Below are 12,192 nucleotides of genomic sequence, written 5' to 3'. Positions count from 1 at the left end.
CTGACTGTCCAGTTTTTTGGGACCACTTCAGTGGACCGACGCCGAGCGCTACACTGGAGTTTATTTCAACCGGATGGCCGCCCATATGTTGAAACAGCTCCAGATGGCCACCTTGATGGCTGCGCGCGGATGGCGCTATCAACTGATGGGCGCCTATGATGACGGCCTTGATGATCAATGGGCGTACAAGAGCTTTGTCACCAGTGACCCAACAGCCGAATACCTGTTGCACACCAATTGGGACCAAGAGAACTGGAACGTTTCAGGCATCTATCTTTATGTCGGCACCGATCAACTGCGTTTTGTCCGAAATAGCATTCCGGTAAGGCTAGAGACCGTTCCGCCGCGATTGTTGTCTGAAACGATGCGTGAGACCGATCTGTTTGAAGGGGTTGCCAGTGTCGGCAACGATCCTGCTTGGGTTGATCAAGGCCCTACACCGGAAGCTCGAAACTATTGGCAGAGCTACTCATTTGGCAAACTCAATGGGTTTGCCAAGACCCGAAAACAAGTGCTCGAATCCTTGCTGCCGTGACTCAAAATTCGCGATGTGGCCCATATCGACGGAAAATTCTTGATTGTTGAGGGCAAGCTGAACACCTGCAAGATCCATCTAGGATCATCAAGCATCCTGATGTCGCCGGGGGACCGTTATCTTTGCATCGTCCCTGGGGGAAGCGTTTCCAAGTCCGCCCAGGTCGCACTGCCATTTGAAGGGGATAACCGGCTCTCTGTTATCCTGTCCAAGGCGCTCATGTTGGCCGATGACGGGCGTTGTTGCAGAACTTGACCGATACAGATTCACCACGAGAATCCGGTGGGTTAAGAGGCTCGCATGAGCAAGCCCGAACCCGCCCGCTACCGCACGACGAACTGGAAGTCCTACAACGACGCGCTGAAACAGCGCGGCTCGCTGCTGATCTGGCTGCACAAGGACATGGTGTGGCTGGCACCCAGGGCCGGCCGCAACGGTCTCCCTGTTGTGTTCTCGGACGCAGCGATCCAGTTTTGTTTGATGGTGAAAGTGCTGTTCGGCCTGCCGTTGAGGCAAACGACCGGGATGGTGGGCAGCATCCTGACGATGGCCGGGCTGGACTGGCCGGTGCCCGACTTTTCCACCCTGAGCCGACGCCAGAAATCCATCACCGTCCAGATGTCGGGCCGTCGCGCGGCAGGCCCGCTGAACCTGTTGGTGGACAGTACCGGGATCAAGTTCCTCGGCGATGGCGAGTGGCTGGCCCGCAAGCATGGAACCCATCGCAGGCGCCAATACCGAAAAGTTCATCTGGCGATGGACACCGGCACCGGCGACATCCGGGCGGTGGAGTTCACATCCAGCAACAAAGGCGACAGTCCGGTCCTGCCCGAACTGCTGAGCCAGTTGCCGCCAGAGGAACAGATCTGTACCGTGACCGGTGATGGCGCCTACGACACGCGCCGCTGCCATACGGCCATCCTGGATCGAGGCGCGGCCGCCATTATCCCCATCCGCAAGAACGGGCGCTTTTGGAAGGAAGACTGTCCGGCCGCAACGGCTCGCAACGAGACCCTGCGCGCCACCCGGCACCTCGGGCGAACCATCTGGAAGCGATGGACCGGCTATCATGCCCGAAGTCGGATCGAGGCAAAGATGCGATTCCTGAAATCCTTCGGCGAACGCATCGCCTCACGAGACCCCGACCGCCAGACCGCTGAATTCCACATCCGTATCGCTCTCATGAACCGCTTCAACGAATTCGGCATGGCCGAGATCGAACGCGTGGCCTGAACTCAATGGGAAAGGGAAAACTCGCTCAGTTGCTGGGTTCTGCAACAATGCCGGTTCGATAGCAAGATGAAGCGACCTAGCTGACAACCTTGTTTTCGCCGATGAAGGCCAGGGCGGTGAACCCGCCCTAGCGCTAAGGTCACTCAGTGACCGGATCTTCATCCCGGCGCGGGAAGGCGACCATTTCGACATCGGGGAACATGCTGTGTTTGACGTTGATCGACGTGATGTTGCCGCTGTCGTCGGTGTTGACGAAGAGGACGCCGCAGCGGTCCCAGACAGTATGACCACACGGCAGCCCCACGCTTGCCTCTGCACGTGGCTCGCTTCCATCGTGTGCAAACGATGAACGAGGGCTGCACCATGAGTGCCGAGCCTCATGCACAGGGAGATGGGCCATGTCGGAATATAGTGTATTCGTGGGCCTTGATGTCCACAAAGAAACAATTGCGGTAGCAGTAGCCGAAGCGGCTCGAGGGGGCGAAGTTCGGGAGTAGGGAGAGATAGCAAGCACGTCGGATTCTGTTGCGCGGCTGTTGAAGAAGTTAAACGCGCGTCCCGATCGGCTGCATTGTGTATATGAAGCAGGGCCTTGCGGTTATGGCCTATACCGGCAGATTCTGGCAGATGGCCACGCCTGCGAAGTTGTGTCGCCAGCCCATACGCCACGTCGCCCGGGCGATCGGATTAAGACGGATCGGCGTGACGCAGTGACGTTGGCACGGCTGTCTCGTGCCGATGAGCTGACTTCGGTGTGGGTCCCGGATGAAGTCCATGAAGCGATGCGCGACCTGATCCGGGTGCGCAATTGTGCTACAAAGGATGTACGATGCGCGCGGCAACGCATGACAAGCTTTTTGCTTCGCCAGGGCCGCATCTGGGGCAAAACAACTTGGAAACGCAGCCACCGTAGATGGCTGGCCAATCAGAGTTTTCCTCGCCCGGCTCAACAGGTTGCATTTCAGACTTACCTCAATACAGAGGAACAAGCTGAGGCTCGGCGCGATAGTATCGAAGAACAGATCCAAATTTTTGTGCCGTACTGGTCGCTCGCGCCTGTTGTCGAAGCTCTGCAAGCCCTTCGAGGTGTCGCGTTGATTACGGCCGTGACGCTCGTCGCTGAGATCGGCGATATCCGCCGTTTCGAGCACCCGCGCCAGCTAATGGCGTTTCTGGGCCTCGTTCCGGGAGAACGCTCTAGCGGTGAAACCACACGCCGAGGCCGGATCACGAAAACGGGGAATGTACTGGCGAGAAGCATACTGATCGAAGCAGCATGGGCTTACCGGCAGCCCGCGAAAATTGGAATGCAAATGATGCTGAGGCAGGAAGGAATTCCTCAGGTTGCAAAAGACATAGGCTGGAAGGCACAGGTCCGCCTTTGTGGGAGATACCGTCGCTTGGTTGCCCGTGGAAAGAAAATGCCTTTGGCGATCACAGCCGTCGCTCGAGAGCTGGTCGGCTTCATATGGGTTTTGGCGCACACCGTGGAACCTAACGCGCAGAATACACAATCATAACCATCCGAAAGGTAGAACTAAAAACGATGCGGCGGGCTGGGTGCCGGGGAAGGTCAGGGAATCCCCGAGAACTTGTAGGGCAAAACCATCAGGTTTCACGCCCGCGTCCCAGACAAGGGTCCCGCGACGTATGCCGGAATGCGCTTTGAACGTGCGGATTAGAGTATGATCAGCCGTCGCACATTGCCCCGGCATCCTGCCCGCCGCATTTGCACACAAGCAATCCGCCAACTTAGCCGGTGCGGCCCATATGTGTTGGGATGAAGACTTGACTGCGGTCATTAGAGAAGTTCTTGCCGTCTTTTTCGCCGGATTTGACGTTCAGTTTCAGAGTTTGAGTAGGCATCTTTTGATCCTCACTTTGAGTGTTTCGATGAACATGACCAAAGCTGGCACCAAGGGGATGTCAGCGAGAAACTTGCTTCGCGAGGAATGCGCTGGCGCAGGGGAATTTTCTTGTTGAAGCGGGGCTTGCCCCGCGTCTGCTACGGCTGCCTGCTTATGTTCAGCAATCAGAAACACGGCGTTGAGGGTCTGAGTTCGGCACTCCAAAATCGACCTGCCACGTCATCACGCATCGAAATGACCAAGGACCTCAATACCCGCTGCCGCTAAACGGCTTTCGGTCAATCCAATTCAACAGCGGCCCCAGTTCACGCGCGCGCCAGATCCACTTCTTCGTGCTCGAAGGCTGTCGCCATCTCCCTGATCTCTCGCTCCGGAGCCCCCAAGGCACGGGCAACGTCACGCCAAGCCATCGTTGCTTCGGCTACCTCTGCAATGATGCGGTCTGCCTCGCCGCGTTCGAGAAGATAGGAGTCATGTTGCGCGCGGTGCAGGGCAATGCTGGCGTCCGGATTGTCGTCATCAACGTAGCTCTTGAGCACCCGTGGTTGGTTCGGCACAGGATTGATGTCGTAGGCCGGTGAGAGGTGCCAGCCGCCCCGCCCACGCAGAAATCCGTGATTGCGCATATGGTCATCGAGGTTCGTCACGAGAATGGAAAAGGCAACCCGCCGGTAGAGCTCCTCGCGATCTTGGTCGGGCGTTACGCTTTCTGAGGTGATGATATCGGCCAGGTCTAAATAGCTGTAGCTTTCGCCATCTTTGCCGCCCAGCATCGCCATGGCTGAGATGAACGGGATCCTGCCGTCATCGTTCCGGTCAAACCGATGGGACAAGAAGACCGGTTTGTCGCCTTCCATCTCAAGCGTGTGATCAGAAACCGTAATTCCGGCGCGTTTTGCCAGCTCTAGTGCGATGGCTTCCCAGCGTTCCACGCAATAGGTGTCCGTCTCCTTCGGGAACTTGGCGACAGATAGGCGGCCGTGCTGGTCAAGGATGCTGGCCTTCGGCCGAGCACCCCCGAGGGAACTTCCCGGTGCAAACAGCATTTTGAGGTCTTCAGCGGTCTCCTCCCCGCGAAGAACGCGTTGGGAGGCATTCAGCAAATCCCCGAGGCTTACGAGCGCAGGCACACCAATGCCCTCGCGCGCTTGAAACGCGCCATCAACCCTGAAGCGCAGCGCACCCAAACGGGTCTCGTCATTTACGCCAAGCAGGTAGTCTGTTTCTTGCAGCGTTCTTGGACGTCGCCCTTCGGCTTCTGCCATGCGACCCTCATAGCGCCGCATCACCGTTCGCCCCCAGGTATCGGGGGCAGAATCCCCAAGCGGTGCCAGCATGTCCTGCCCGGCCTCAGGAACGAATTGCCCTTTGACGAGAGGCATGTCCCGCGAAAGCCCGAAGGCATTTTCGTCGGCAAGCCAATCGTCATGATAGGTAAAGGATACCCGCTCTCGGCCCCGCCCCGCTGTGCGGTGGAGCGTGCCAACCCGTTTCAACCCCTTCCAGTCGATCCAGACCTCAACCATTTTTCAGTCTCGCGCGCTGCGGGAGGTCATCCAGGGCCATCTGCTCACCGACCGGGTCATCCAGATCCCCCCAGCCTTTCAAAAGGCCGAGCGCCTGCAAAACAGCAACGTAGGTGCCGATCTTGACTGCGGGGTTGCCGCTTTCGATCTTGGCGACGGTCTGCCGCGTTGTGCCAGCACGCTGCGCAACAATTTCAGCGGTCAATTTGCGGCGCAGTCGCGCAACACGAATGTTTTTCCCAAGTGTCACGAGCTCTTTACGTGCCGCTCTAGGCATTTTGATCGGAACAGCCATAAAGATACCTCCAGAGAACACTAAGCTGATATAAGTTAAGCTGAGAATACATTAATGTCAATTTTCACCGCTTAACCTGACGATCCAACACCCCAGCTCGCACCACGACTTATGTTATCTCAACATAACATTGAGAGAATTAAGGTTACCAGTACGAAACATGGCCTCGTTACCTCACCGCACTCATACAACGCGTCTGCTTGAACGAAACGATTGCGTTGCCTTCCTTCGGAAGTCACGCCTGCAGCCACGCAACGCGCACCTCCTCTGGAGTCACCACCTTTGATGCGGTCAAGTCCTCGATCTGCCGGTTCGTGATGTAGAGGCATAGGGGATGGCGCGCGCCTCATGCGGAGCGAGCATGGCAAGTCTAGCTGCGGAAAGTTAGTTGCATCTTTTTCAAGCTCCGCGAAATCTCAAGGCGTCACTGGCAATGGGAGATTACGACACCTAAGTTGAATTCAGGATTTTGAGAAACCACTGCAAGCCAATTCGGAGAAAATTCAGATGCAAGACGTTGAGTACGTGAAATCCGTTCTGGCCAAAGAATACGAAACGTCTCATCCTCATGAGATTGAATATCCGAATTTAAGCGACGTGATTGATGGCAATGAGTTCGACTACCCCGCTGGAACTGTGTTTGGCGAAACACCGAACGGCAGCAAAAGCCCAGAGGGGCACGATTATCTCTGGTTTAAACACGGAGAGAAATCGATCCTCACGCATCGGTTCATTGTGGCAGTAGCCCTTGGCAAGTGGGTACCGAGAGATTTTGATGTGGACCACATCAACCATAATCCGTCAGACAATAGACCGGAAAATCTTCGCGTCGTCACTAGACGCGACAACAACGGAAATCGGCGCAGAGTTCGATTGTCTGAGCTTGCTGACCTCAATGAGGTTACTTCCAAGGTTGCTGATCGCAAAGCGAAGAAGACTCCAGAAATTCCGGAACCGCAAGAAGCGGTTGAAGACCCATTTGCCAAATTCCTGAACAGCGGTCCCGTAACTGAGCCTTTTTTCACCGGCGAAACGAAGCCTGCTGAACATAGCAACGGAACATGGCATAAAACAAACTTGGGGTCGTGGCATCTTAAATTCGAATGACGATTGTATCGCCAATTCGGTCGTAGAAAATAATAGCAAGAAACGCATTCTCAGACCTGCAACCCCGCAGCGCGAACCTGTTCAGGCGTCACCAACTTTGAAGCGATCAAATCCTCGATCTGCCGGTTGGTGATGTGGCGACACAAGGGATGGCGCTCGTGGATCCACTCGGCGAGGCTCGCACGGCCCTTGGCTTCGGCCGCTCGCGCCTTCTCTCGGTCCGCCTGTACCTGGGCAAGCCCCTTCTCCCAACGCCGCATCTTGAACCAGTTGTCTGAGAAGCAGACCTTGCTGCGCGTGTAGCCCTCGCTTTCCTTCGCATAGGCTTTGACCGCCTGAAGCAGGTCATCGAGCTCCACACCGGCTTTCACAGCCGCTGCGATCAGGCGCAGACTGGTCCGCCGGTCTCGGATCCTATCCTCGGGATAGGCCGCCAAGATCTTCTCAGATTCAAGATCTTCAACCTCCTCCGCCGCCTCGCGCTTGCGCGTAGGTGGTTTATGGATGGTTTTAGGATGGTTTGGGGTCCACCGTGAACCCCGTACCCCGTTCACCGTGGACCCCGTACCGGGTTCAGGCTGGACGGGGTTCACAGTGACCCCCGTCTCAATGTCGGGCTCAGCCGTGGGTTCGAGCGCGGCCACGCGCTCCAACGCAATCCGGTAAATGACGGTGTAACCGTTCTTGCACTGCCGCCGCCCTGTCTCAATCAGAATGCCTTCGCGCAGGAAGTCGATGATGGTGCGCTTGACCGTGCTCTCGCTGAGCTCTGTGTGGCGCTGGATCGTCCCCTTGGAACACCAGATGCCAGAGCCGTCATCGCTCGCTTTGTCGGCTAGGAACATGATGATCTGCTTGCGCGCGGCGCTGCCAAAGCGGCGCTCGGCGCATTCATTTGCGATGCGCCAGCTCATGATCTCACCGCCAATTGGGTTGAGGTCAGACCGGAAATGCCGTAGGTATCGGGGCGGAAATATTTTTCTATGCCGTTGAGGTGGGTGGCGGCCCCCTCAGCGGTTTTTCTTTGCCTTTTCGTCAGAGCAAGAGCCGGTGAAAAACCGTTTACTTGGGCCTCGTAACCTATTGAAAAGTGACCCTGAACGAAACAAGCACGTTTACAATTTTTCCCTTTGAAATCAGCAAAATTTTTCGGATTGCAAATCCGTGTACACCGGTTCGATTCCGGTACTCGCCTCCATCCCAAACGATCCCCCTGCAGAGTTCAGCCACTGGCATTTTGCCTCCGAATACTCAAATTCTGTTCTGCTCTCGTATTCAACCAGGGTCGGCGTTTCCGGTATTCGGCATACGTTGAGCGCTTCTCTGGTTGGGGCCTTTCATGCGCCAGCCCCGTGAGCGATCAAAAAAGAGTTCGGGAAAAGAACAACACGATATTGACAGATCTCGCGGCACGACATCTATATGGTGTAGCTTTGGTGCCCATGACCAACCACATGGGTGAAAAGGGAAACCGGTGTAAATCCGGTACTGCCCCCGCAACTGTAAGCGGCGAGCCGAGGTCCGAAACCACTGGTGCGCAGCACCGGGAAGGGGGCCGACGCGTCATAGCCGTGAAGTCAGGAGACCTGCCAGGGCGAGAGTGATGACGACCACGGGCGGTGGGCCCGGGCGCGCATATCGGTCGCCGCGGCGCCGGTGTCGTGGTCCATGCCCCCTGCCACAACAAGAGAAAAGGGACAGGCAATGACCATCACCGTCTATTCGAAACCGGCCTGCGTGCAGTGCACCGCAACCACCCGCGCCCTGGATGCCCGTGGCGTGAGTTACGAGATCGTCGACCTGACCCAGGATCCGGCGGCGATGGAACTGGTGCAGGGGCTGGGGTACCGGCAGGCCCCGGTGGTCATGGCGGGCGACGACCACTGGGCCGGGTTCCGCCCCGACATGATCGGCCGCCTGTCCTGAGCCCATGGCCGATCTGGTCTTTTTCTCGAGCGGATCGGGCAACACGCGGCGGTTCATCGAAAAGCTGGGCCTGCCGGCGAGCCGCATCCCGGTCCGCAGCGGCAACCCCCTGCCCCACATCGCCCGGCCATTCGTGCTGGTCTGCCCGACCTATGCCGATGGCCAGGGTCGGGGCGCGGTGCCCAGGCAGGTGATCCGCCTGCTGAACGACCCGGCCCGGCGGCGCCTGCTGCGAGGCGTCATCGCCAGCGGCAACCGCAATTTCGGCGCGACTTTCGCGCTCGCGGGCGATGTGATCGCCCGAAAATGCAACGTCCCGGTCCTGTATCGCTTCGAGTTGGCCGGGTTCGACACCGATATCGCCCGCGTGCGCGCCGGGCTCGACAAATTCCGGGGGACCGAATGCTTGATGCCCAGCTGACCAGCGATCTCGATTACCACGCGCTCAACGCGATGCTGAACCTCTATGACAAGGACGGCCGGATCCAGTTCGACGCCGACCGCATGGCGGCGCGGCAGTATTTCCTGCAGCATGTGAACCAGAACACCGTGTTCTTCCATTCGCTGGACGAGAAGCTCGGCTATCTCGTCGACGAGGGATATTACGAGCCCGAGGTCCTGGCCCGCTATGACCGGGCGTTCCTGCACCGGATATGGGAGGCCGCCTTTGCGCTGAAGTTCCGGTTTCCGACCTTTCTCGGCGCGTTCAAATACTACACCTCCTACACGCTCAAGACCCGCGACGGGCAGCGGTATCTCGAACGCTACGAGGACCGGGTCGTGATGGTGGCGCTGACGCTGGCGCGCGGCGATGAAACGCTGGCCATGCAGCTGATGACCGAGATCGTCGAGGGCCGGTTCCAGCCCGCCACGCCGACCTTCCTCAACGCCGGCAAAAAGGCGCGCGGGGAACTGGTGTCGTGTTTCCTGCTGCGGCTCGAGGACAACATGGAGAGCATCGGGCGCGGCATCAACTCGGCGCTGCAACTGTCCAAGCGCGGCGGCGGCGTCGCCCTGATGCTGACCAACATTCGCGAACACGGCGCCGCCATCAAGGGCATCGCCAACCAGTCCTCGGGCATCATCCCGGTGATGAAGCTGCTCGAGGACAGTTTCAGCTATGCCAACCAGCTGGGCGCGCGCCAGGGCGCCGGCGCGGTCTATCTGAACGCGCACCATCCCGACATCATGCGGTTCCTCGACACCAAACGCGAGAACGCGGACGAGAAGATCCGCATCAAGACGCTCAGCCTGGGCGTGGTGATCCCCGACATCACCTTCGAGCTGGCCAAGCGGAACGAGGACATGTACCTGTTTTCGCCCCATGACGTGGAAAAGGTCTATGGCTGCGCCTTTTCCGACATCTCGGTGACCGAGAAATATCACGAGATGGTGGACGACCCGCGCATCCACAAATCCAAGGTGGGCGCGCGGCAGTTCTTTCAGACCATCGCCGAGATCCAGTTCGAGAGCGGCTATCCCTATGTGATGTTCGAGGACACGGTGAACCGCGCCAACCCGATCGACGGACGCATCACCATGTCGAACCTGTGTTCGGAAATCCTGCAGGTGAACGAAGCGTCCGAGTTCAACGACGATCTCAGCTATGCCCATATGGGCACCGACATTTCCTGCAACCTGGGCAGCCTGAACATCGCCCGCAGCATGGATGGCGGCGACCTGGGGCAGACCGTGGAAACCGCGATCCGCGCCCTCAGCGCGGTCTCCGAGATGAGCGCGATCGACAGCGTGCCGTCGATCCGCAAGGGCAATGACGAAAGCCATGCGATCGGACTGGGCCAGATGAACCTGCACGGCTATCTCGCCCGCGAACACATCCACTACGGCAGCGCCGAGGCACTGGATTTCACCAATATCTATTTCTGCACGGTGCTGTATCACTGCCTGCGGGCATCGAACGCGCTGGCGCGGGAAAAGGGCGAAACCTTCAGCGGCTTCGAGCGGTCGAAATATGCCAACGGGTCGTTTTTCGACGCCTATGCGGATGTCGACTGGCAGCCCGAAACCGACCGGGTCCGGGCACTGTTCGACGAGGCCGGCATCGCGGTGCCGGGACGCGAGGACTGGGCCGCGCTGAAAGCGGCGGTGATGCGGGACGGGTTGTTCAACCGCAACCTCCAGGCGGTGCCGCCCACCGGGTCGATCAGCTATATCAACAACTCGACCAGTTCGATCCACCCGATCACGTCACGGATCGAGATCCGCAAGGAAGGCAAGATCGGCCGGGTCTACTACCCCGCGCCCTACATGACCAACGACAATCTCGACTATTACCGCGACGCCTATGAAATCGGTCCCGAGGCGATCATCGACACCTATGCCGCCGCCACCCGGCATGTGGACCAGGGCCTGTCGCTGACCCTGTTCTTCAAGGACACCGCCACCACCCGCGACATCAACCGGGCCCAGATCCATGCGTGGAAAAAGGGCATCAAGACCATCTACTACATCCGCCTGCGCCAGCTCGCCCTCGAGGGAACCGAGGTGCAGGGCTGTGTTTCGTGTTCCCTGTGAGGCTGCCATGAAAGACCTGACCCAACCGACCCGCCCCGTCCCCGCCGCCATCAACTGGAACCGGCTTCAGGACGACAAGGATCTCGAGATCTGGAACCGCCTGACGGTGAATTTCTGGCTGCCGGAAAAGGTGCCGCTGTCCAACGACATCCAGAGCTGGTCGCAACTGACCGCCGGGGAACAGACGCTGACGATCCGCGTGTTCACCGGGCTGACCCTGCTGGACACGATCCAGAACACCGTGGGCGCGCCGGCACTGTTGGAGGACGCGATCACGCCGCATGAAGAAGCTGTGCTGACCAACATCGCCTTCATGGAAGCGGTGCATGCCCGCAGCTATTCGTCGGTGTTTTCGACCCTCTGCCAGACGGCGGATGTGGACGAGGCCTTTCGCTGGTCGTCGGAAAACGAACACCTGCAGGCCAAATCGCGGCTGATCCTGGACGAATACGATGCAACCGGGCACCCGCTGCGGAAAAAGGTCGCCAGCGTGTTCCTCGAAAGCTTCCTGTTCTATTCGGGTTTCTATCTGCCGATGCACTGGTCGAGCCGGGCGAGGCTGACCAACACCGCCGACCTGATCCGGCTGATCATCCGCGACGAGGCGGTGCATGGCTATTATATCGGCTACAAGTTCCAGCGCGGGCTGGAAACCCTGCCCGAAAGCGAGCGGCAGGAGATCAAGGACTTTGCCTTTGCGCTGTTGTTCGACCTCTACGAGATCGAAAGCCGCTACACCGAGAGCCTCTATGACCCGCTCGGGCTGACCGAGGATGTGAAACATTTCCTGCACTACAATGCCAACAAGGCGTTGCAGAATCTGGGCTTCGAGGCGCTGTTTCCCGATGAAACCTGCCAGGTAAACCCCGCGATCATGTCCGCCCTGTCCCCCAACGCGGACGAGAACCACGATTTCTTCTCCGGTTCGGGGTCGTCCTATGTCATCGGCAAGGCAGTGGCGACGGAAGACGACGATTGGGATTTCTGATCGGCCCATCGGGCCGGCGACAGGAACCACCCTCAACGGGCCGGATACGGGTCTCGACAGGGCATGGTGCGGGCGGCGGGAGTCGAACCCGCACGGGCCAAGCCCTAGCGATTTTAAGTCGCTTGTGTCTACCGTTCCACCACGCCCGCGCCGCCCGGCCGGGACCGGGCAAGACGGGT

Annotated in this window: 12 protein-coding genes, 1 tRNA gene, 1 pseudogene and 1 riboswitch; of the genes and pseudogenes, 9 read left to right on the top strand and 5 right to left on the bottom strand. The window is 58.6% G+C overall.

Annotated elements, in window-relative coordinates:
• Positions 1-85: 85 nt before the first annotated feature.
• The 3 genes from C6Y53_RS17425 to C6Y53_RS17420 are packed head-to-tail and all read left to right on the top strand — an operon-like array spanning position 86 to position 1,768.
• Positions 86-535, top strand: a complete 450-nt coding sequence (locus C6Y53_RS17425) for a hypothetical protein (protein WP_149615550.1) — start codon at positions 86-88, stop codon at positions 533-535.
• Between the two features lie 15 nt (positions 536-550).
• A complete protein-coding gene (locus C6Y53_RS21515; RefSeq protein ID WP_483251943.1) occupies positions 551-790 on the top strand; it encodes a DUF7737 domain-containing protein in 240 nt (79 codons plus the stop codon).
• A 45-nt stretch (positions 791-835) separates the two neighbouring features.
• Positions 836-1,768, top strand: a complete 933-nt coding sequence (locus C6Y53_RS17420; protein WP_106473594.1) for an IS5 family transposase — start codon at positions 836-838, stop codon at positions 1,766-1,768.
• 139 nt (positions 1,769-1,907) lie between these two features.
• Here the strand turns inward: C6Y53_RS17420 and C6Y53_RS21080 are convergent, their stop codons facing one another.
• Positions 1,908-2,072, bottom strand: a complete 165-nt coding sequence (locus tag C6Y53_RS21080) for a hypothetical protein (protein ID WP_211299417.1) — start codon at positions 2,070-2,072, stop codon at positions 1,908-1,910.
• A gap of 94 nt (positions 2,073-2,166) precedes the next feature.
• Between C6Y53_RS21080 and C6Y53_RS17415 the strand changes: the two are divergent.
• A pseudogene (locus C6Y53_RS17415) lies at positions 2,167-3,288 on the top strand (IS110 family RNA-guided transposase).
• A 653-nt stretch (positions 3,289-3,941) separates the two neighbouring features.
• Here C6Y53_RS17415 and C6Y53_RS17410 read toward each other — a convergent pair.
• Both C6Y53_RS17410 and C6Y53_RS17405 read right to left on the bottom strand, forming a co-directional pair.
• Positions 3,942-5,162, bottom strand: a complete 1,221-nt coding sequence (locus tag C6Y53_RS17410) for a type II toxin-antitoxin system HipA family toxin (RefSeq protein WP_106473593.1) — start codon at positions 5,160-5,162, stop codon at positions 3,942-3,944.
• Positions 5,155-5,457, bottom strand: coding sequence for a helix-turn-helix transcriptional regulator (locus C6Y53_RS17405; protein ID WP_106473592.1), 303 nt, complete (start codon positions 5,455-5,457; stop codon positions 5,155-5,157). The genes C6Y53_RS17410 and C6Y53_RS17405 overlap by 8 nt, the downstream gene beginning before the upstream one ends.
• A 507-nt stretch (positions 5,458-5,964) precedes the next feature.
• On the opposite strand from C6Y53_RS17405, the gene C6Y53_RS17400 reads away from it, so the two are divergent.
• The gene (locus C6Y53_RS17400; protein WP_106473591.1) at positions 5,965-6,564 is read left to right on the top strand and encodes an HNH endonuclease signature motif containing protein; all 600 of its coding nucleotides are present in this window, start codon (positions 5,965-5,967) and stop codon (positions 6,562-6,564) included.
• Between the two features lie 50 nt (positions 6,565-6,614).
• On the opposite strand, the gene C6Y53_RS17395 is transcribed toward C6Y53_RS17400, so the two are convergent.
• Entirely contained in the window at positions 6,615-7,478 is an 864-nt protein-coding gene (locus C6Y53_RS17395; protein ID WP_106473590.1) for a hypothetical protein, read from the bottom strand.
• 503 nt (positions 7,479-7,981) lie between these two features.
• A riboswitch (cobalamin riboswitch) is annotated at positions 7,982-8,172 on the top strand.
• 96 nt (positions 8,173-8,268) lie between these two features.
• Between C6Y53_RS17395 and nrdH the strand changes: the two genes are divergently transcribed.
• From nrdH to nrdF, 4 genes are read left to right on the top strand one after another with little or no spacing between them, the layout of a single operon-like run.
• A complete protein-coding gene (gene nrdH / locus C6Y53_RS17390; protein WP_106473589.1) occupies positions 8,269-8,490 on the top strand; it encodes a glutaredoxin-like protein NrdH in 222 nt (73 codons plus the stop codon).
• Positions 8,491-8,494: 4 nt separating this feature from the next.
• Positions 8,495-8,911: a class Ib ribonucleoside-diphosphate reductase assembly flavoprotein NrdI gene (nrdI, locus tag C6Y53_RS17385; RefSeq protein WP_106473588.1), complete on the top strand. Its 417-nt coding sequence runs from the start codon at positions 8,495-8,497 to the stop codon at positions 8,909-8,911.
• Positions 8,893-11,025, top strand: a complete 2,133-nt coding sequence (nrdE, locus tag C6Y53_RS17380; RefSeq protein ID WP_106473587.1) for a class 1b ribonucleoside-diphosphate reductase subunit alpha — start codon at positions 8,893-8,895, stop codon at positions 11,023-11,025. The genes nrdI and nrdE overlap by 19 nt, the downstream gene beginning before the upstream one ends.
• Before the next feature lie 7 nt (positions 11,026-11,032).
• On the top strand, positions 11,033-12,013 hold the full coding sequence (gene nrdF / locus C6Y53_RS17375; protein ID WP_106473586.1) for a class 1b ribonucleoside-diphosphate reductase subunit beta: 981 nt from the start codon (positions 11,033-11,035) through the stop codon (positions 12,011-12,013).
• 64 nt (positions 12,014-12,077) lie between these two features.
• On the opposite strand, the gene C6Y53_RS17370 is transcribed toward nrdF, so the two are convergent.
• Positions 12,078-12,162: transfer RNA gene (locus C6Y53_RS17370), tRNA-Leu, on the bottom strand.
• Positions 12,163-12,192: the final 30 nt, after the last annotated feature.

The organism is Pukyongiella litopenaei (genome assembly GCF_003008555.2).
Taxonomy (GTDB): domain Bacteria; phylum Pseudomonadota; class Alphaproteobacteria; order Rhodobacterales; family Rhodobacteraceae; genus Pukyongiella; species Pukyongiella litopenaei.
Note: the sequence above shows the minus strand (reverse complement) of the source record. Positions and strands in the feature narration are given on the sequence as shown.

Excerpts from the sequence above, each read along its gene's own strand:
- C6Y53_RS17400 (WP_106473591.1), top strand. The coding sequence starts at position 5,965 with ATGCAAGACGTTGAGTACGTGAAATCCGTTCTGGCCAAAGAATACGAA.
- C6Y53_RS17420 (WP_106473594.1), top strand. The coding sequence starts at position 836 with ATGAGCAAGCCCGAACCCGCCCGCTACCGCACGACGAACTGGAAGTCC.
- C6Y53_RS17405 (WP_106473592.1), bottom strand. The coding sequence starts at position 5,457 with ATGGCTGTTCCGATCAAAATGCCTAGAGCGGCACGTAAAGAGCTCGTG.
- C6Y53_RS17410 (WP_106473593.1), bottom strand. The coding sequence starts at position 5,162 with ATGGTTGAGGTCTGGATCGACTGGAAGGGGTTGAAACGGGTTGGCACG.
- C6Y53_RS17395 (WP_106473590.1), bottom strand. The coding sequence starts at position 7,478 with ATGAGCTGGCGCATCGCAAATGAATGCGCCGAGCGCCGCTTTGGCAGC.
- nrdH (WP_106473589.1), top strand. The coding sequence starts at position 8,269 with ATGACCATCACCGTCTATTCGAAACCGGCCTGCGTGCAGTGCACCGCA.
- nrdF (WP_106473586.1), top strand. The coding sequence starts at position 11,033 with ATGAAAGACCTGACCCAACCGACCCGCCCCGTCCCCGCCGCCATCAAC.
- nrdI (WP_106473588.1), top strand. The coding sequence starts at position 8,495 with ATGGCCGATCTGGTCTTTTTCTCGAGCGGATCGGGCAACACGCGGCGG.
- C6Y53_RS17425 (WP_149615550.1), top strand. The coding sequence starts at position 86 with ATGTTGAAACAGCTCCAGATGGCCACCTTGATGGCTGCGCGCGGATGG.
- nrdE (WP_106473587.1), top strand. The coding sequence starts at position 8,893 with ATGCTTGATGCCCAGCTGACCAGCGATCTCGATTACCACGCGCTCAAC.